This window comes from Paenibacillus sp. GYB004 (genome assembly GCF_036577605.1).
Lineage (GTDB): Bacteria > Bacillota > Bacilli > Paenibacillales > NBRC-103111 > Paenibacillus_AB > Paenibacillus_AB oceani.
This window is the reverse complement of sequence record NZ_JARBDB010000002.1, coordinates 312,304-332,026: the sequence shown is the minus strand read 5'-3', so window position 1 is coordinate 332,026 and position 19,723 is coordinate 312,304. Positions and strand designations below refer to the sequence as shown.

Annotated in this window: 18 protein-coding genes; 13 read left to right on the top strand and 5 right to left on the bottom strand. The window is 54.7% G+C overall.

All coding sequences use genetic code 11. The annotated features are described in order from the left end of the window. Positions 1–72: 72 nt before the first annotated feature. Positions 73–903: an HAD family hydrolase gene (locus PV433_RS01550; RefSeq protein ID WP_332070438.1), complete on the top strand. Its 831-nt coding sequence runs from the start codon at positions 73–75 to the stop codon at positions 901–903. Here PV433_RS01550 and PV433_RS01545 read toward each other — a convergent pair. Continuing rightward, complete coding sequence (locus PV433_RS01545) at positions 893–3,130, bottom strand: helix-turn-helix domain-containing protein (RefSeq protein WP_332070437.1); 2,238 nt, start codon at positions 3,128–3,130, stop codon at positions 893–895. The two genes, PV433_RS01550 and PV433_RS01545, sit on opposite strands and share 11 nt — an antisense overlap. A 278-nt stretch (positions 3,131–3,408) precedes the next feature. Between PV433_RS01545 and PV433_RS01540 the strand changes: the two genes are divergently transcribed. After that, on the top strand, positions 3,409–4,758 hold the full coding sequence (locus tag PV433_RS01540) for an ABC transporter substrate-binding protein (protein ID WP_332070436.1): 1,350 nt from the start codon (positions 3,409–3,411) through the stop codon (positions 4,756–4,758). Positions 4,759–5,006: 248 nt separating this feature from the next. Here PV433_RS01540 and PV433_RS01535 read toward each other — a convergent pair whose 3' ends face one another. Next, a complete protein-coding gene (locus PV433_RS01535; RefSeq protein ID WP_332070435.1) occupies positions 5,007–5,264 on the bottom strand; it encodes a zinc ribbon domain-containing protein in 258 nt (85 codons plus the stop codon). Between the two features lie 116 nt (positions 5,265–5,380). After that, positions 5,381–6,322 carry a helix-turn-helix transcriptional regulator gene (locus PV433_RS01530; RefSeq protein WP_332070434.1) on the bottom strand — a complete coding sequence of 314 codons (942 nt, stop codon included), beginning with the start codon at positions 6,320–6,322 and terminating at the stop codon, positions 5,381–5,383. Between the two features lie 144 nt (positions 6,323–6,466). On the opposite strand from PV433_RS01530, the gene PV433_RS01525 reads away from it, so the two are divergent. From PV433_RS01525 to ppk1, 3 genes are all read left to right on the top strand, one after another. Then, positions 6,467–6,973 carry an acyl-CoA thioesterase gene (locus PV433_RS01525; protein WP_332070433.1) on the top strand — a complete coding sequence of 169 codons (507 nt, stop codon included), beginning with the start codon at positions 6,467–6,469 and terminating at the stop codon, positions 6,971–6,973. A 2-nt stretch (positions 6,974–6,975) separates the two neighbouring features. Then, positions 6,976–7,371, top strand: coding sequence for an FxsA family protein (locus tag PV433_RS01520; RefSeq protein WP_332070432.1), 396 nt, complete (start codon positions 6,976–6,978; stop codon positions 7,369–7,371). Between the two features lie 219 nt (positions 7,372–7,590). Continuing rightward, a complete protein-coding gene (ppk1, locus tag PV433_RS01515) occupies positions 7,591–9,675 on the top strand; it encodes a polyphosphate kinase 1 (RefSeq protein ID WP_332070539.1) in 2,085 nt (694 codons plus the stop codon). Here ppk1 and PV433_RS01510 read toward each other — a convergent pair. Then, positions 9,644–11,173, bottom strand: a complete 1,530-nt coding sequence (locus PV433_RS01510) for a Ppx/GppA phosphatase family protein (RefSeq protein WP_332070431.1) — start codon at positions 11,171–11,173, stop codon at positions 9,644–9,646. The genes ppk1 and PV433_RS01510 overlap by 32 nt on opposite strands. Positions 11,174–11,755: 582 nt before the next feature. Between PV433_RS01510 and citZ the strand changes: the two genes are divergently transcribed. From citZ to mdh, 3 genes are all read left to right on the top strand, one after another. Then, positions 11,756–12,868 (top strand): citrate synthase, encoded by a 1,113-nt coding sequence (gene citZ / locus PV433_RS01505; RefSeq protein ID WP_332070430.1) that lies wholly within the window; start codon positions 11,756–11,758, stop codon positions 12,866–12,868. A gap of 259 nt (positions 12,869–13,127) precedes the next feature. Further along, positions 13,128–14,426: an NADP-dependent isocitrate dehydrogenase gene (icd, locus tag PV433_RS01500; protein ID WP_190929426.1), complete on the top strand. Its 1,299-nt coding sequence runs from the start codon at positions 13,128–13,130 to the stop codon at positions 14,424–14,426. A gap of 107 nt (positions 14,427–14,533) precedes the next feature. After that, a complete protein-coding gene (gene mdh / locus PV433_RS01495) occupies positions 14,534–15,475 on the top strand; it encodes a malate dehydrogenase (protein WP_332070429.1) in 942 nt (313 codons plus the stop codon). A 582-nt stretch (positions 15,476–16,057) separates the two neighbouring features. Here mdh and PV433_RS01490 read toward each other — a convergent pair. Beyond that, entirely contained in the window at positions 16,058–16,843 is a 786-nt protein-coding gene (locus tag PV433_RS01490; RefSeq protein WP_332070428.1) for an AraC family transcriptional regulator, read from the bottom strand. Positions 16,844–17,102: 259 nt separating this feature from the next. On the opposite strand from PV433_RS01490, the gene PV433_RS01485 reads away from it, so the two are divergent. The 5 genes from PV433_RS01485 to PV433_RS01465 all read left to right on the top strand — a co-directional run bounded on the left by PV433_RS01485 (position 17,103) and on the right by PV433_RS01465 (position 19,611). After that, positions 17,103–17,267: a hypothetical protein gene (locus PV433_RS01485; RefSeq protein ID WP_332070427.1), complete on the top strand. Its 165-nt coding sequence runs from the start codon at positions 17,103–17,105 to the stop codon at positions 17,265–17,267. A gap of 114 nt (positions 17,268–17,381) precedes the next feature. Then, a complete protein-coding gene (locus PV433_RS01480; RefSeq protein WP_332070426.1) occupies positions 17,382–17,612 on the top strand; it encodes a hypothetical protein in 231 nt (76 codons plus the stop codon). Positions 17,613–17,629: 17 nt separating this feature from the next. Then, positions 17,630–17,773, top strand: a complete 144-nt coding sequence (locus tag PV433_RS01475; protein ID WP_332070425.1) for a hypothetical protein — start codon at positions 17,630–17,632, stop codon at positions 17,771–17,773. Next, positions 17,770–18,219: a hypothetical protein gene (locus PV433_RS01470; RefSeq protein ID WP_332070424.1), complete on the top strand. Its 450-nt coding sequence runs from the start codon at positions 17,770–17,772 to the stop codon at positions 18,217–18,219. Before PV433_RS01475 ends, PV433_RS01470 begins: the two co-directional genes overlap by 4 nt. 24 nt (positions 18,220–18,243) lie before the next feature. After that, positions 18,244–19,611 (top strand): ABC transporter substrate-binding protein, encoded by a 1,368-nt coding sequence (locus PV433_RS01465; protein WP_332070423.1) that lies wholly within the window; start codon positions 18,244–18,246, stop codon positions 19,609–19,611. Positions 19,612–19,723: the final 112 nt, after the last annotated feature.

The window sequence follows — 19,723 nt, the reverse complement described above, 5'->3', positions numbered from 1 at the left end:
GGGATAGGCCGGGTGAGGATGGTGCCCGGCTCCCAAATGGGCGAATAGGAAACGTTTCGGGGGGGAGTTCGGATGAGAACGTTATACATATCGGATTTGGACGGGACACTGCTCAACGGCGAGCAGCGGCTATCGGAGGAAACGATCCGGACCGTAAACGAATGGATTGCGGCAGGAGGCCACTTCTCCGTAGCGACGGCGCGCTCGTGGGATTCTGCGAGGCACATCCTGGCTCCGCTCGACCTGAAGCTGCCGGTTGTGCTGATTAACGGGGTGTTTCTGTACGATCCGGCAGAGCGCCGTTATCTGCACGCCAATCTTCTTGACCGCCAAGTTGCTATGGAAATCATCGAGACCGGGGAACGCCTGGGACTGAATCCGATCGTATACACCGTCGACGGCAGCGGGCAGTTTAAAATATATTACAAAGGCCTGTTTAATCCGAGCGAAACGAACTATGTCACAGACCGTCTCCGGACGGGTGACGAGCGGTTCCGGCTCGTGACCGAGCACGACATTCCGGCCGACGAACAGATCATGGAAGTGAATGCGATCGGGACAGAGGCCGAGCTGTTGGCAATGTACCGCTTGTTCAGCTCGCGCAGCAGGGAGGTGTTGTGCCACTTCGGCCCGGACATCTACACGCCGGGATACCATTGGCTCGAAATGAATCATCCCCGGGCGAACAAGCGGGACGGCGTGGCGCAGCTCAAGGAGCTGTTGCAGGCGGACCGGATCGTCTGCTTCGGCGACAACCTGAACGATCTGCCGATGTTCGAGATCGCCGACGAGAAGTATGCGATGGGCAACGCCCATCCGCTACTGATCGAGAAGGCGACGGCCCGGCTCGCGACCAATGTGGAGCATGGAGTCGCCCGCTATTTGCAGACGCTCACTCCTTAAGGGCCAGTCTGTACGAATTCCGGTATTGCATGGGCGTGACGCCGTATCTGCTTTTAAATTTCGTACAGAAATAAGGGACGTTGCCATACCCGACCTGGCCGGCTATTCCCGTAACCGAGCCCGCATCGCTTCTCAGCAGCTCGCAAGCCCGTTCCATCCTCGCCTGGGTCATATAGTCCAGGAAGGATACGCCGTGCACTTCTTTGAACTGTCTGGACAAATAAGCGGTCGACAAGCCGGCCATGTCGGACAGCCGGTCCAGCGAAATATCTTCACTTAGATGATCGTCGATGTAAGCTTTAAGTTTGTGGAAGATGTCGTCCTGGGCGGCGTTTTCTTTCAAGTGGCGCTGTATATGACTCCCGGTCTGTGCGCACAGTTCGCGAATCTCCCGCATTGTATCCGCAAAGGTTTCCCGCCGCAGGTCTTGAAACAGAAGAGACGGCGGGAACATTCTTTCCCGCGAATTCAAGTCGATCATCACCTTGGACACAACCATCATGATTTGCATCAGGCAAAACTCGACGGCTTCCAGAGACCACCTGTCACGTCTTAGTGTATCGACAAATTCGTCCAGACATTGTTCGGCAGAGACGGCGTCTCCGGCTCGAAGCGCATTTTCGAGAGGCTCATAGTTCATGGCCGGGATGCCGGAGCGTAAACGAATCTCATCGTAATCGACGATCGGATGGAACTCTTCCATAAATAAGTATCTCAAAGCCGAAGCGGCCTGCTCGTAAGACTTGGGAATGTCGTCCGCATAGCTGACGATGCCGCCGACTCCGGCGGCGAAGGAAGCGCCTTTCGCCGAATCCGGCTGCAGCATCCGATCAAGCAGCTCCTTAAGCAGATGTTTCGTCTCAATCCGTTCATCCAGCCCAATAAACAGAAGCAAACTCAGTTCGGTTCCGGTTTTCTCAATGATTTCGTGGGCCAGTGGGGGCGCCAGTTTGCGCCATTTCGTTTTCCACCCTTTAACGCTATCCCGATACACTTTCACGTTAATGACCATGTAGCAGCAATCCTTCTGAAGCCGCACAGGCAGTTCATTCTCGGCAAGACTGCCGCTGAGCAGTGCGGCAAGCTTCTTGTCGTCGAGCTGCCCGGACAACTGCTTCACGGTATGGTTTAAGCCGGTCAGCACCTGCTCGATCATTATGAATTCGTTATGCTGATGATCGGGCAGGAGAGCGCTATTCGTCTCGCTCAGCTTATGGAGCATTTGCCGGACCGGCCGGTACGTTTTGATCGTCAAATAATAGGTGAACAGTATAACAAGCAGCAGCACGGCCGAGCTGACCAGCAATACTTCTGGATTCATCCAATACGAAAAGAAGGAAAGGGACTGCGCAGAACGGATGGAGGCGAATGTCCATTCAGGGCCGGAAGCGGAGACGTCGCCGCCGATTACGCTGAACAGCATGCCGTCCTGCCTGCCGGTGCCGAGTGGTAGACGGGCCAGCTTAGCCCGGTAAGCCTCCAGTTCCGTCCCGCTTACATTGCTGGTAGCTGCGGCAAAATTCCGGCTGCGGTCAGTCATCATCAGCTTCTCATCATCCGAGCTTTGCAGGGAGTCCAGCAGGCTGATTGCATGCGACTTGTAAATGTCGATGAACATATATCCGCTGATGTCGCCGCCATGCGCCTGGATCGGGAACGTATAAATATAAGTGAGCAGCTCGTCGGCCGAGTTTTCGCCATAGGAGACGGTACGGGGCAGCCAGACGCCGGTAGTCGTATGCCCTTGGTCCAGCTCCGTTAACAGCTCGTACTTGGGGGAATGGGGAGCGACCTTATAATAAGCGTATGGATCGACCATCAAATTCAGGTTTTTGAAGTAAACGGATACGTTCTCCGTACCCGGATTGGCCAGCATCATCGCCTTTAGATTGCTCGCAACCTGATAGATGCGATAAATGTTATGCCCGTTTTCTTTGTAAAACGAAGTAAAGGCGTCGTCATTCCCGCTAGCCGTATCCATTGTCGTTAATATATCACTGATGAAAGCGTTTTTATAAATGGCCGGATAAAGCTCTTCCATATAGGTTTTCACTTGATTAAGTCGGGTGCGGCTGTCCTGTTCCTGCGTCCTCTCCTCCGCCTGCCTCGCTTTATTGTACAAAATCGCCCCGCACAAGCAGGTTAGGAGTAAGGTTATGATCGAGTAGGAAAGGAAGAGGCGGCGAAAATATACCGAATGAAAGATAGGATAAACACTCCGCTTCATTGTCGCACGTCTCCTCCGTCCATTTCCGTAAAATCGAACCTATCGTATCATGGGCAGGTGTTGCTGTAAATAGCTGGAGAATGGTGTGCGCAGCAGACCCTATCAACTCCAATCCCTTGCGGCTCAACGGATTATGAAAGGCGGAGCAAAGATTTGAATAACACCGGATCAAGATTCCGAAACGAATCGCAAAAACTTGAAATCCCAGAGCAAAGCCTTTTGTGGAATAATGAAGGCGCATTCATCACATGTATTCCCTAAAGGAGGCGTTTTTGTTGTTGGGACGGTTTCGACGTAAAACAGTTTTGCTGCTAGGCGCTTTAACGATTGTCGCGTCCGGCTGCGGAGGGGCAGGAGGAACAGGTAGCGGGACAGAAAGAGCGGTTGAAGGGGGAACGAATGCAAAGGAACCGGTAAAGGAAAAGAGGGAGCCGATCGAGCTGGTGTTTAAAGATGCGACCTTCGGCTGGTCTGCGGATGACTTTATGAAAGACTACGGTGCGGCTATAGAGCAGAAATTTCCGCATATCCAAGTATCGTTCATCCCGTACCCGAAGCCGGCCATTGCCGAATTGTTCGCTTCGAAAACCAAGTTTGATATCGTCATCTCATCCTTATTGATGTTTAACGATAACATGCTGGAGAACGGACTGCAGTACGATTTAACGCCGCTGATCAAAAAGCACAAATATAATCTCGACCGGCTGGAGCCGACAGCGCTTGCCCTGGCCAAGCAATTGGCGAACGGAGGCATATACGGTCTGCCTGTCGCCGGGGCAGCCTCGACGATCGTATACAACAAGGTACTGTTCGATAAATTCGGCGTATCGTACCCGAAGGACGGTATGACCTGGGACGAGTTTTATGAGCTGTCCAGAAAAATGTCGCGGATCGAAGGGGATGTACGGTATCACGGGTCGCTCGTATACCCGAACTTTATGCTGTACCGCAATCCTTTCTCCTTAAGTCTGATCAATGCGAATACGGAGAAAGCTGATTTTAGCAGCAGCAAATGGAAAGAATATATGGAGGCGATGCTTGGAATCTACCGGCTTCCGAATAACCATTTGGATAAGAAAAACCAGTTCGGCGGCCAGGTCGGCAAAGAATTGTTTGAGAAGGATCAAGTCGTGGCGATGTATCTGAATGCTTCGGGAACCGGAATCCGCGAGCTTACCTATAAAAATATGGACTATGATTTCGTGCAATTTCCGGCATTCCAAGATGCGCCGGGTCTCGGTCCGCAGCCGTATCCATTATACTTTTACTTGTCCGCGGCATCTGAGCTGAAGGAGGAAGCGTTTGAGGTGCTCACTTATTTGACCTCGGACGAGTTTCAACTGGAGAACTCGAAGAAAGGGATTTTGACGGCGCTTAATAATAAGGACATTCAGATGGCGTTCGCTCAAAATTATCCGGAATTCAAAAACAAAAATATAAAGGCGATTCTTCCAGCCAAGCTGGCCCCGTCGGCTTACCGCAGCAAATATGACGGCATCGCGAGAGGGGAGCTGGAGCAAGCCTTCATCTCCGCGGCGATGGGCGAGAAAGACATCAATACAGCGATGCGGGAAGCGGAAGATTCGGCGAACAAGAAGATCGATCAGGTTAAAGCGCAGAAGAAGTAATCTATTGATCAGATCGGCAAACCGCGCGATCCCCGGCCTCCAATCCACAGTTCGTCCCTTACCCGGGATGTAATGGATGGACAGCCGGGGATTAACCTTCGATAACCGGGATCGTTTCATCGCGGCGCCGACTTCTTTTTTGGGCTGCAGGCCCGACGTCGGAAAAACGGAGAGACCGGTTCATTGTGATTCTGAAGCCTATTGCGATAATGGGCCAGCTTAGTTTTACTTGTTGCGTTATTGGCCGGTCACGCCCATCTCTTCAGCTTCGGGATGAACCGGTTCAGCATGTCACGGGCTTCCTGCTCGGACATCTTCTGGCCGGCGACCACATGCGGTACGCACACCTCAATCATCGATTGGACGGAAGCGTCCGGGTCGGTGAAAGCTCCTTCCTGATAACAATACGTGCAGTACTCCTCATTTGCGCTTCCGTCGGCGTTAGAACCTAGGCTTTCAGCGGTAGCAAGCGGCATCGAGCAGCTTTGGCAAAATGTTGCGTCCATGTGTATCAGCCTCCTTATAGGCGGGAATAGTCTCAGTATACTCTTACAACCCTGACAAGAGTCTGTCATGGTTTATAGGAAGACTGTCTGAAGATGCTCGGACAATCTCCAACTGTCTATAAACCGTACACCTTCACCATTTCCTTCGCCCTCTCGCGAATCAACAGCCGGACCCGCTCGGGCTCCAGCACCTCGACTTTGCTGCCGAAGCTGAGCAGGAAGCCGTAGATCCATTCATCCTCCGGGTACGTCTGCGTGACCAGCAGGAAGCCGTCCGTATCCGTCTCCAGCCGTTCGACGCCGAACAACTCCTCGACCCTCGCCCGCATATCCGGCGGAAACCGCAGCTTCAAGGTGACCGGCTTCGAGTTCATCTCCCACATCCGCCCCCAGTCCGCTTCCTCCGCCGGAGGATGATCCCGCCGTTCGAACCGGTTGCCGGTAACGGTCAGGGCGGACATCCTCGACAGCCGGAACAGCCGGTAGTCGTTACGAAGCGGGCAGTAGGCGTACAAGTACCACGAGGCGCCCTTCAGCAGCAGCGTCATCGGCTCGACTTCCCGGATAGTCGGCTCCCCGTTAACCGAAGAGTAACCGAACTTGACGGTACGATCCTCCTGCAGCGACTCGCGAATTAAGGCCACCTTGTGCTTCATAATGCCATCGGAGCCCCATGGATTCATATCGATCACGAGCCGGTCCTGCCAGAAGCGGACCGATTCTTTCTCCGTATCACCCAGCAGGCTCGTATACTTCTCAATCGTTGTGCCGTACCGGGTATCGTCCAGCGCCCGGCTCATGCCTTTCAGCGCCGTCAGGACCGAAGAGATCTCGTCAAAAGTCAGCGCCGTGCGATCGAGCCGGTATCCGTCCATCATCTCGAAGCCGCCGGTTACTCCCTGATAGGAAACGAGCGGGAAACCGGCTTGGCATAACGTCTCGATATCGCGGTAAATCGTCCGGACCGATACTTCCATTTTCTCCGCGAGCTCCGCTGCGGATATTCGTTTCCGGTTAACGATAAGCATCAGTATGGCAAGCAGCCGTTCGAGGCGCATAAGTATCGTCCTTTCCGCATCATGCCGCATATTTGGACAAAGCTTATCATGTCTCCGAGTTTGCTGTCTACCGGGCGGACCGTTTGAGGAAAGAGAAGCGGTTTAGTACAATAGAAGCATCAGGTTAGGGAACGGGGGACAACGATGACACAAAAGCAGCAGCAGCAGGAGCCGGGACGGTGGCACGGTTACGAGATCCGGGTACGTTACGGCGAGACGGACCGGATGGGGGTTGTGTATCATCCCAATTACGCCACATGGTTCGAGGTTGGCCGTACGGAGCTCATTCGCGAGCGGGGGCTGCCCTATAGCCGGATCGAAGAGCTTGGCCTTTATTTGCCGGTGATCGAGCTGGAATCGAAGTTCCGTCTGCCGGCGAAATATGACGACCGGATTGCGATCTACACCCGAATCCGTTCATACAATCACTTAACGGTTCATTTCGAATCGCAGATCCGCCGGCTCGAGGAGGGGGGAGCGGTGTCTTCCGATGGGGAACAAGAAGCGGCCGAACGGAACGGCAGTCCAGCTCCTGCAGGCGAGCTGCTGGTCACCGGAGCCACCCGCCACGTATGGCTGGGCCGGGACTGGAAGCCCGTAAGGATCGACAGAGAAGCGCCGGAGCTGTACCGGCTGCTCGGGGAGGAATAACGATGGGGAAAGTGCTGCTACTGGTATTTATTATCATCCCGGCTCTGGAGATCTGGGCGATTATCGAGGTGGGACAGCGGATCGGCGGCTGGCAGACGTTCGGCCTGATTTTGCTGACAGGTTTCGCCGGCGCTTATTTGGCCAGGAAGGAAGGGAGCAAAGTATGGGCTCAGGTCCAGCGGCAAATGTCGGTCGGGCAAATGCCCGGGGATGCGATTCTGGATGGCGTCTGCGTGCTTGTCGGCGGCCTGCTGCTGCTCTCCCCCGGATTTCTCACCGATATTGCCGGGATTATCCTGCTTATTCCGTTCACCCGGCCGATTTTCCGCAATATGCTCTCCGCCTGGCTTCGAAACAAAATCGCAAACGGTCAAAACTACTTCTTTTTCCGGCGCTGAGCGGGGGATGGAGACGCGGGAGTTTCACACCGCCTCGGCCCGGCCCCCGTTACCGGTTTTTGCTGTCCGATTTGCCGAACGATCGGGCTTGCCGGTTTTCGACATTTTACACGGACCCCCGAACATTTTACAAAAGTTTAACATCCGCTTAACATTCTCCGGCGATAATAAAAGACAGCAACTATTTCCGTTACGGAGGAATCCCAAGTGGCGAAGCCGATGCAGGAGCTGAAACATTCCGTCTCCCATTATATTAACCGAGATTTGAGCTGGATCGAATTCAACCGCCGCGTGCTGGAAGAGGCGCAGGACCCGGCGACGCCGCTGCTGGAAAGAATTAAATTTTTGTCGATCGTATCGACGAATCTGGACGAATTCATGAGCGTAAGGGTCGCAGGCATTACCGATCAGTTAAAGGCGGGTTATACGAAAAAAGATTTTACCGGCTATACGCCGGAAGGGCTGCTGCGCCGCATTATGAAGCGGACCGGCAAAATGGTGCAGGAGCAGTACAAGACGCACCGCGAGCTGACGAGGGCGCTGACGAAGGAAGGACTTATTTTTACCGCTTATGAGGATTTGACCGTAAATCAGAAAAAACAGATGGACGTTTACTTCCACGACTACGTCTTCCCGGTACTGACTCCGATGGCGGTCGATCAGAGTCGTCCGTTTCCGCTGGTCCGCAATTTGTCTCTGTATCTGGCCGTAACGCTGAAGAGGGAAGGAGACGAACCGGAGGAGGAGCCTTACTTCGCGATTGTTCAGGTCCCGTCGAACTTGCCGCGGTATGTCAAAGTTCCGGCGAGATCCAACAGTGTGAAGCAGGAGTTCGTGCTGCTGGAAGATTTGATGGAGGAGCATATCCATACGATGTTCGCCGGTTATACGCCGGTGGCCGTCGATCCGTTCCGTCTGACCCGCAACGCCGACTTGACGCTCGACGAGGAAGGGGCGGAAGATCTGCTCGAGGAGATCGAGAAGGAACTGAGACGAAGACGCTGGGGATCTCCGGTCCGGCTGGAAGTGCAGAAAGGATTTCATCCGTATGCGCTGGAGATGCTGAGAGAGGAGTTCGAGATCGGCGACAACGTGTTCGAGATCGACGGACCGATCGACCTTAGCTATTGGATGAAGCTTTCGCTGTCGCTGCCCGGGTTCGAGCATCTCCGCTTTCCGAAGCTGGAGCCGGTATACCCCAGAGAATTTGACGAAACCGACGACTTTTTCGAGGTGCTGCGCGATAAGGATGTGCTCGTCTATCATCCGTACGAATCGTTTGACGCGGTAGGCGACTTTATCGAGCAGGCGGCCAACGATCCCGACGTGATGGCGATCAAAATGACGCTGTACCGGGTGAGCGGCAATTCGTCGATCGTAAAAGCGCTCGCCACGGCCGCCGAGGGCGGCAAGCAGGTAACGGTGATCGTGGAGCTGAAAGCGCGGTTTGACGAAGAGCGCAATATCGCCTGGGCCAGACAGCTGGAGCAGGCGGGCTGTCACGTCGTATACGGCCTCGTCGGGCTGAAGACGCATGCCAAGATTACGCTCGTCGTCAGGCAGGAGCCAGAAGGGCTGCGCCGGTACGTGCACGTCGGTACGGGCAACTATAACGATAATACGGCCCGGCTGTATACCGACATCGGTTTGTTCACGTCCCATCCGGTTATCGGGGAAGACGCCTCGGTTCTGTTCAACGAAATGACGGGGTATTCGGCTCCCCACGACTGGCAGGCGTTCGGCGTAGCTCCTGCCGACATGAAATCGAAATTGTTCGAGCTGATCGAGCGCGAGGCGGAGCATGCGGCGGCCGGCAAACCGGCCCGGATTATCGCCAAGATGAACTCGTTGTCGCATCAGGAGATGGTGGATAAGCTGTACGACGCATCCCGGGCCGGCGTGCCGATCGATCTGATCATCCGGGGCGTCTGCTGCCTGCGCCCGAACGTGACCGGCCTGAGCGAATCGATTACCGTCCGCAGCATCGTGGACCGGTTTCTCGAGCATTCGCGGATTTTCTACTTCGAGAACGGCGGCGAGCCCCAAGTGTGGCTGTCCAGCGCGGACTGGATGACCCGCAATCTGACGCGCCGCATCGAGCTAATGTGCCCGGTGTTCGACCCGGGGCTGAAGGAGATGCTGATTCACATTTTGCGCATCAGCCTGTCGGACAACGTCAAGGCGAGAATCTTGAGGTCGAGCGGCCAGTACGAAAGGGAGCCGAATGAGACGATGACCCCGTTCCGCAGCCAGTTCGAAGCTTTAGATATCGTCACCTGGAAAAAGTGGCAGGCGTCATTCTAATCCGCAGCCCCCAGCCTTTCTTGAATTCGCCGGCGGCGCGCTCCACTTCCCTGAGCTCGATTGCGGGGTCATGACGGCTCGTCCAGCTAATAGCCAGGTCCTGCTTGACGACGTTCGCGCGGATCTCCTGAAGCGGCTGGGTCTCGCTCCGGTCGAGCGAGATCGCAAGCTGGAGCAGCGAGCCGAGCCGGTAGACGAGGTCCGCGTCGGTATCGCCGAGCAGATCTTTGTAGGGCAGCATCATACTGCGCGCCTTGCTTTTGGACTTGTAGGAGGCGATCAGCGCGCACAGCACCGTCTCCCGGTGAGACAAGCCGTCGAGCCGGGAATGGACCATCAGGTAAAACGTATGCTTGTAGTAGTTATAGAAGTGAACCGTAACGCCGATCCGGTACAGCATGGCCGCAGTTTGCAGCAGGTCCAGCGCTCTGCGGCCGAAGACGGTTTCCAGAGACAAATCCTCGAACAATTTGGCAGCCAGCCTGGCGACCTGCTCGACATGGGGACGGAATACGGCAGGGTGCAAAGCGAGCAGGTTGCCGACGCTATCGGCCAGCACGTCCGCTACGACCGGTTTCTCGGGAAAAGCGGTCTCGTAAAACACGCCGTCGCGAAGGCCCGCCCCGCTGACTATGCAGCGGCTGGCCCGGATGTGCGAGAACAAAGTATGCAGGATGATCAATCCGGGCACGATAATGTCGGCGCGGTCGCCGGACAGCCCTTCCACCTTGGTCCGCTGCTGCACGTCAAGCGAGGAAAGCCAATCCGACAGTTCATTCAGTCCTTCTTTGCCGATCTCGTACATATGGGATTGCGTGAACGCATATTTTTTCTTCTTTTGGTCGATTTTACACAAGGAACGAATCGTTCCGCCCAAGCCGATCAGCGGCAAGTCGGGATGGCCGGACAGCCATTTCTCATCCTTGACCGAAGCGAGCACCATATCGCGGATGCGCTTCAGGTCGTCTCTGCTCGCATTGCCCTGATCCGTATAGGTTTTGGCCGTATTCACGGCGCCGAACGGAAGGGAGATGCTCCGGACGAGCGTCCGGTTGCGGAACAGCGAGATTTCGGTGCTGCCGCCGCCGATGTCGATCAGGAATCCGTCCTTGACGTCGATCGAATTGATCATGCCGATAAATCCGAGACGGGCTTCCTCTTCGCCGGACAAGATTTCGATCGGGATACCGGTCAGCAGGTGCAACTGCTCCGCGGCCTGGCGGCCGTTGGTGGCGTTGCGGATCGCGGCTGTCGCCACGGCGCGCACCGTCTCCGCGGCGTGGACGTGACACAGCATGCGGAATTCTTTCAGAATGCGGGCCAGCCGCTCGATGTCCGCTTGCGCGATCGAGCCGTCGGGGAGAATGGCGGCGCTGAGACGCGCCGATTCCTTGCTTTCGTCGATCGCTCTGTATGCTTCTTCCCCGACCCGCTCGTACACGACGAGGCGGACCGAGTTGGATCCGATATCGATGATGCCTACGCGTTCGCTTCTCATGGTATAGGTGTGCGCCTCCCGGTTGCGAGATATGGATCTATTTTATCAAAAAATTGTTTACTGCGCTGAGGAATGAAGTTTGTCTTCTTTACCATACTGCTGTTGAGCTATCATGTATCCCCCATCCCATATTTTACCCACATTATGGATCTGGCATGATGTAATGGACTGCTCTGTGAATGAACAATATCCCAGCCCGGCAGGTGATTGGATGTATCTTGTTAAAATGTGAAGCTATCGGGAGATAGCACATGTTTATTGCGCCGATAATGAAGTTTTATCCCCGTTTTGTTTCTTTATCGACCCAAATCATTTATTATATTACTTGATAGTTTTCCATGTCCGCGATTTTTATCACCTATATTTATAAGTGCGAGTTCAAAAAGTCCGATTTTCAGCACAGAGAAGATGGAATGAAGCTAGGAAATGAGGAGCGGAGCGTAGTGTAAGCTTTCGTGAGCACCGGAAGTTCCGGCTGAATGCCATATTCGATGTCGAGCACGCTTCCTGATCGGCTTCGTGATCAAAAGTGGACTTTATGAACAACCTCTATAAATCGATACCAAAAAGGAGCGAAATAAGATGACAGCAACCAAAGGTCTTGAGGGTATCGTAGCGACGACGTCCTCGATCAGCTCGATTATCGACGGCGTACTGACGTACCGGGGGATCGATATTGACGACTTGGCCGAGCATGCTTCTTTTGAAGAAGTCGTATATTTGCTTTGGTACGGCAAGCTGCCTAACAAATCGGAACTGGAGCAGCTTCACGCCGATCTGAACGCAAGCGCGCCGGTGGCCGATTCCGTGATCCAGCAAATGAAGCTGTACCCGAAAAATACGAATTCGATGGCAGCTCTCCGTTCCGCGGTTTCCGCATTGGCGCTTTACGACGAGGAAGCGAACGACATGAGCGCGGAGGCGAATTTGCGCAAAGCGATTCGTCTGCAGGCGCAGCTTCCGACCATCGTCGCGGCGTTCGCACGCATCCGCGAAGGCAAGGAGCCGATCGCTCCTAAAGCGGGAGTATCGGTAAGCTACAATTTCTTGTACATGCTGACAGGCAAAGATCCGGAGCCGATCGCCGTAGAAGCGCTCGACAAAGCTCTCGTTCTGCACGCCGACCACGAGCTGAACGCGTCGACGTTCGCCGCTCGCGTCACGGTAGCTACGCTGTCCGACATTTATTCCGGCGTTACTTCCGCTATCGGCGCTCTGAAAGGACCGCTGCACGGCGGTGCCAACGAGGCCGTTATGGCGATGCTGGAGGAGATTGGTACAAGCTCCGAAGTCGAAACGTATATCAACAACAAGCTGGCGAACAAAGAGAAAATTATGGGCTTTGGCCATCGCGTCTACAAAAACGGCGACCCTCGCGCGAAACATCTGCAGAAGATGTCCCGCGAACTCGGCAAAATCACGAACAACATGAACTGGTACGATATGTCGATCAAGATCGAAGAGCTCGTAACTGGTCAAAAAGGGTTGAAGCCGAACGTCGACTTTTATTCCGCATCGGTATACACGTCCCTTGAAATTCCGCGCGACTTGTTCACGCCGATTTTCGCGATCAGCCGCGTATCCGGATGGACCGCTCACATTTTGGAGCAATACGAAAATAATCGTCTGATTCGTCCGCGCGCCGAGTACACCGGTCCGGTCAATCAGAAATACGTTACGATCGAAAGCCGTTAAGCGAATCCGGAGTGTGCCTCTGCTCGTGAGGCCGTTCCCCCATTCGTAGTTGTCCCCCAAGTGTGGTACACTTGGGGTATCGGCGGCATGGATGGATTCAGATTTTTGCCGCGAGCGGGGTGTTACAGACTGAGTGTGGTTCTCTCACACAATGAGAGATTCACATTTGCACAGGTCTGCGACTCCCGTTCTTTTGCGGGCATGAACGCCCTTACGCTGGCGTTTTCCCATATACTACTATTATCTCAGGAGGTTTCCCATGGCTCAATTCGAACATTACGCAGCGCCGACCGAAGGCGAGAAACTGTCGATCGTTGACGGTAAACTGGTAGTCCCTAATAATCCGATCATCCCGTTCATCGAAGGCGACGGTACGGGGCCGGACATTTGGGCAGCATCCAAACGCGTTCTCGACGCAGCTGTTGAGAAAGCTTACAAAGGCGAGAAAAAAATCGCTTGGTACGAAGTGTTCGCCGGCGAAAAAGCGTTCAACAACTACAACAGCTGGCTGCCTAACGATACGCTGGAAGCAATCCGCGAATATATCGTAGCGATCAAAGGTCCTTTGACAACTCCGGTAGGCGGCGGCATCCGCTCGCTGAACGTTGCTCTTCGTCAAGAGCTCGACCTGTACGTCTGCTTGCGTCCTGTTCGTTACTTCAAGGGCGTGCCTTCCCCGGTTAAACGTCCGGAGCTTGTCGATATGGTTATTTTCCGCGAGAACACAGAGGACATCTACGCTGGCGTCGAGTGGCAAGAAGGCTCGGCCGAAGTGAAGAAAGTGCTTGAGTTTTTGCAAAATGAAATGGGCGTTAAGAAAATCCGCTTCCCTGAAACTTCCGGCATCGGCGTAAAACCGGTTTCCAAAGAAGGTTCGGAGCGTCTCGTTCGCGCCGCTATCGAATACACGATCAAGCATGGCCGCAAGAGCCTTACGCTTGTTCATAAAGGCAATATCATGAAGTTCACCGAAGGCGCGTTTAAAAATTGGGGCTATGAGCTTGCAGAGCGCGAATACGGAGACAAAGTGTTCACCTGGGCGCAATACGACCGCATCAAAGAAGAGCAAGGCGCGGAAGCGGCTAACAAAGCTCAAAAAGATGCGGAAGCAGCCGGCAAAGTCATCGTAAAAGACGCAATTGCCGACATCGCCCTGCAGCAAGTATTGACTCGTCCGACCGACTTCGACGTCATCGCGACGCTGAACCTGAACGGCGACTACTTGTCCGACGCGCTCGCAGCTCAAGTTGGCGGCATCGGGATTGCTCCGGGAGCGAACATCAACTATGTGACGCACCATGCGATCTTCGAAGCTACTCACGGTACAGCTCCGAAATACGCGGGACTCGACGTCGTGAACCCGGGTTCGGTTACGCTGTCCGGAGTTATGATGCTGGAGCATCTGGGCTGGCTGGAAGCGGCTGACCTGATCTACAAAGGGCTGGAGAAGTCGATCGCCGACAAAACGGTAACGTATGACTTCGCACGTCTGATGGAAGGCGCAACGGAAGTTAAATGCTCCGAGTTCGCTAACCTTGTTATCAAAAACATGGACTAATACGAGTTGTAAAATAGCGGAATTTAAATTCCGCTATTTTGCTTTAAATGGCGTCAATTTGTCTACAATGATCCTGTAAAGACCCGAACCAAGGAGGATTCTTTATTATGGCGATCAAGCGTAAAAAGATTACCGTTGTAGGTGCAGGCTTCACAGGGGCGACTACCGCGTTCCTGCTCGGACAAAAAGAACTTGGCGACGTTGTATTGCTCGATATCCCGCAGCTCGAAAATCCGACCAAAGGCAAAGCGCTGGATATGCTCGAATCGAGCCCGGTGCAAGGTTTTGACAGCAACATCGTCGGTACCGCCAACTATGAGGATACGGCAGGCTCCGACGTGGTGATCATCACCGCCGGCATAGCCCGCAAGCCGGGCATGAGCCGTGACGACCTGGTGAATACGAACGCCGGCATCGTCAAGTCCGTGTGCGAAAACGTTAAGAAGTATTGCCCGGATTCCTATGTGATCATTTTGAGCAACCCGGTAGACGCTATGACATATGTCGCTTACCAGGCGCTCGGCTTCCCGAGAAACCGCGTTATCGGTCAATCCGGCGTGCTGGACACGGCCCGTTACAACACGTTCATCGCCCAAGAGCTGAACGTGTCGGTTGAAGACGTCCGCGGCGTCGTTCTCGGCGGCCACGGCGACGATATGGTTCCGCTCGTCCGTTACTCGAGCGTCGGCGGCATTCCGATCGAAAAGCTGATCTCCAAGGAGCGCATCGATGCGATCGTACAGCGGACGCGCACAGGAGGCGGCGAGATCGTCAACCTGCTCGGCAACGGCAGCGCGTATTACGCTCCGGCGGCTTCGCTCGTCCAGATGACGGAAGCGATTTTGAAGGACAAAAAGCGCATTGTGCCTGCCATCGCTTTGCTGCAGGGCGAGTATGGCTACAACGACCTGTTCATGGGCGTGCAGACGATTCTCGGCGGCGACGGCATCGAGAAAGTGATCGAGCTCGAGCTGACCGACGAAGAGAAAGCGGCGATGGATAAGTCCGCGCAATCGGTACGAAGCGTAATCGCGATCGTGAACGGTTAAGCTTTGACGGGCCCCCGAAGGGGCTGCTCTAAAAATATCCGCCCGCCTGACAGGGGAACGTCCGGATTTACAAACAATGCATCTCGAGATCCGACGAAAGGACCTCAGCTTCTTCAGTAACGTGGAGGCGGAGGTCCTTTTGCTCATGGAAAATCGGGTCCAAGGGGCTCTGCAAAATCGCAAACAAATAACGGGGTGAGACAGCCCCATATTTAGGGGGAGACTTATGCATCCCCTGCTTTTCAGGCAGAGAGGAGCGAATAGAGGCGGTTTGCAGCCTTTATTTGGTCCGAAACCTGCTTGGACGGGGAAATAAGAGCGGTTTGAAGCTGCTAAAATCGGCGAAAAGGGTGCAGATCCGTTCAGGTGGTCGATATAAGGGTGCAAATCGCCTTTATTTGTTGACTCAATATCGACCCAACACCGCTCCAACACCGCTCTAACACTAAGCCGATACCTCTTCGTATCATTCAACCAAAACGGACATGGTCCTCATACCGGAGAAAAGCTGCTGCTGGTACAGGGACGGCCGCCCTCAAAAAAGCTCTCGTATAGATGTTCTTGATAAGTACGCAAGCCCAACTAGATTTGATGGTCGTGCCGGAACGCGGAAGGCGTCATGCCGAATTTCGCGCGGAACACCCTGCACAAGTAAGAGCCGTTCTCGTATCCGCAGCGGGAGGCGATCGCCTCGAGCGTATCGTTCGTTTCGCGGAGCAGCCGTTTCGCTTCCTCCAGCCTTAGCCGGGTTGCATACTCAACCGGGGTACAGCCGTATGCCAGCCGGAATCGCCGGGTCAGCTCGGACGGCTTAATGCCGAGACACCCGGCGATGTGCTGCATGCGGATTTCTCCAGCCAGCTGCCGGTGAATATAACTTGCCGCCTGCTTCATCAGCGGGTCGGTCGTTTTTTTGCGATGGAGCGCCTGCTTTCGTTCTTCCTCACACAGGTACAACAAATCCAGCAGCATATGGCTGGCGTAATGAATCATTCCGGAGCCGCCGCCGTATGCGACCCAGCTTTTGCGCAAGTAGGAGTAAGTGGAAGAAAGCCGATTGACGTCGCCGATCGACACATTCCCAACAGGAAGCTCGGAGAGGGCTCCATCCGCTCCTGAGAGCGCGGTGAATTGGAAGACGTGAAAGGAGATGTCCCCGAGCGATTGACGCCTGAAAACGGTGCCGGGAGGGCAAAACACGAGGTCCCCGAAGGAAGCCCGGCCGTGAAACGGCCCGATTCCATAATCGAACGCCCCCGTTTCCGCTCCGATCAAAACATAATTGATATGAGTTTCATCGCCCTTGATAAACCCGGGCTGAGGCCCGGCGCATGTATACGTTTTCACATCAAGCATCGCACTTCCCAATCTGTACTCCTCCTCGGAGGCTGCGGCTGCCCCGTATCATGATCCCTCGAGATTACCATAACGAACCGTCAGGTCCAGCGTCAAGACCAAAAAAAGTGTCAGAAATAACTAAACTGCGTGTATTTCGCTTTAAATTTTGTGGAGGTATGATGAAAGCGAGATCTCAATGTATGCGCGTACACTCCTCGGCAAAATGTGTCAGTCAGACGGAATAGCTGCAAGATCAGCGTTTTTACAGGTGACGATAAGGAGTGATGGGATGCGGCAAGAACGGGAGAACGAGCAGAAGAGCGAAAGCCTGCCGGATGCCAGGTCGTCCGAAGTCCGGATGAGCCGAAGAAGGCTGTTCACGTTAGGGGCCGCCGGCACCGTCGCCGTAACGGGAACGCTGCTGGGCGCCTCTGTAAGTATGGCCCGCCAGTAAGGGGATGTCACCCGCAGCGTCTATGGGGAGCCGGACGATTGCAGCTGTGAGCCGTTTATTCGGCAAGTAGCCGAAGAGGCCGCCTCGGAAACGGTCCAGGAAGCTTTGCTGGGCGTGAATCTGAAGACAGACTGGCTATTCAATGTAAAGGAGTTCGGGGCGAAGGGAAACGCCAAATACCGCAACCCGGCCAACGGGCAATATTATCAGGACAGCGCCTACACGCTGCCGGCCGATGAAGACACCGCAGCGTTTAACCTGGCGCTTCTCGCCAGCGAGGAGCACACGGGAGGGAACAATACGCCTCTCAAAAGAACCGTATTTGTCCCTGCGGCGATTATCTGATAGCCGGAACGGTATATGTGCGCAAAGGCCAGCATCTGAAAGGAGACGGAATCGGCTCGGCGCGGATCTTGATACCGGTAACAAGCAGAACCGAGGCTACCTTTCTGATGGGTCGCGCGGTCATCGGCGGCGTGATGCAGGTCGATTCGGGCGGTTTGTGACCGCCGTACACAATATCGGCGACGATGTATTGCCTCTGATCAATTGCTTCACCGGAGCGAAAGTGTTCCTGGGCGATAACCAAAAGTGGCTAGGGACCATTCAGACCGGGGCGTCCAAGAAATATGTCAAAATACCGACCTTCGACGGCCAGTTGAATGCGATCGTCCGGATAACCGCCAACCCGCTGCCAGGAGGGTCGGCCGCCTACAGAAAGACCGCCCTGTTCTCGGTATACCGGTATACCGATGCGGCCGGCGGAGCGGCCACCGACTATATAGCCAAGACGCTGCTTTCGCAGGCGCCTGCCGGGACCGCGCCCGCGATCGACATCGATCTCGCGCTGGATACCGTAACCGGCGGCGGATCGGGCGGATCGGTGCCGAACCGGTACGTGATCGTTGCCGTGCCGGAATCATGGACCAAGCTGGATATTGTCGTAGAGTGAGCCGGATCACAAGGGGGACTTCGAATGAAGACAAAGAAGAGACAATGGTTAGGTTTTAGTCTTGCGTTATGCATAGGCGTCTTGTCCGGCTGCTCCGGCGGTTCCGGTACAGGAACGAATGGGGGTGGCGGAAGCTCCGGAACCGGCGGGGGAGAATCGCCTGCGTCTGCTCCTGCGCCTGCCGCATCAACCGAACCGGTGGAGCTCGTATTCTGGTTCCACGTCGGTTCGATTACGAACAACGAAGGCTTTATGAGCGCCTTCGGGAACAAAATCAAAGAAAAGTTTCCGCATGTAACGCCGAAGTTTATCGCCCCTTCGAACAGTGTCAACTTGAAATCGCTGGTCGAATCCAAACAGCCGATCGATATTTTTTATGACGCATACGGCCAGATTTACAGTTATTTGATGGAGTACAACCTGCAGTACGATATCTCCGGTCTGATTCAAACTCACAAATACGATGTGTCGCGTCTGGAGCCGACCGCGGTAGCGGCGATGAGGCAAATCGCGGGCGGCGGGATGTACGGGCTCCCGGTAACGGTCGATTCCGTCAATCTGATTTACAATAAAACGCTTTTTGAGCGGTTTGGCGTGCCGGCCCCGAAGGACGGCATGACGTGGGACGACGTGTATGAATTGACCAGGAAGATGAGCCGGACCGAGAGCGGCGTGCAATATTACGGGATGGGCATGTCGCCCGGGGCGGTCGCGAACGGCGATCCGCTGTCTCCCGTGTTTATCGATCCGGTCAAACACCAGGGACTGTTCGCCTCGGAGAAGCCGAGACGGATGTTCGAGACGCTGACGCAGTTTTACCGGATTGCAGGCAACGAGGTCGATTCGACGACTTCTGCTTATGCGACGCAGCTCAAGCTGTTTAGCGAGCAGCGGCTCGCGATGATGCTGGGACCGAACGCGCTCGGAACGAGATATTTTGCCGATAAAGATCCTAATCTCGAATGGGACATTGTATCGTATCCGCGTTACAAGGAAGCGCCTAACGCCGGGCCGCAGCTGGCGCCGGGATACTTCCTGATTCCCGTAACCAGCACGCATAAGGAGACGGCGTTTCAGGTGGCGGCCTACGTCACGAGCGAGGAGTTCCAGAAACATCTGGCCCGCCGCGGGTATTCGCCGGCTCTGCAAGGCACCGATATTTGGAGCGAATATGGCAAAGACTTGCCGTACATGCGCAATAAACATCTGAAGGCGATGATCCCGGATCAGCCTGCGCCGATCGCACCGTTATCGAAGTATCAGGCGCTCGCGGCCCCGGAATTTACCCAGATCTTCCACGATATCGCGACGAATGCGAAGGATATCAATACCGCCTTGCGCGAAGCGGACGAGAGGATCAACAAGAAGATCGCCGAACAAATGGCCAAGTAAACCTGTATGTGCGAGTTCAAAAAGTCCGGTTTTCAGCACCGAGAAGATGGGATGAAGCTAGGAAATGAGGAGCGGAGCGTAGTGAAAGCTACTTGAGCACCGGAAGTTCCGG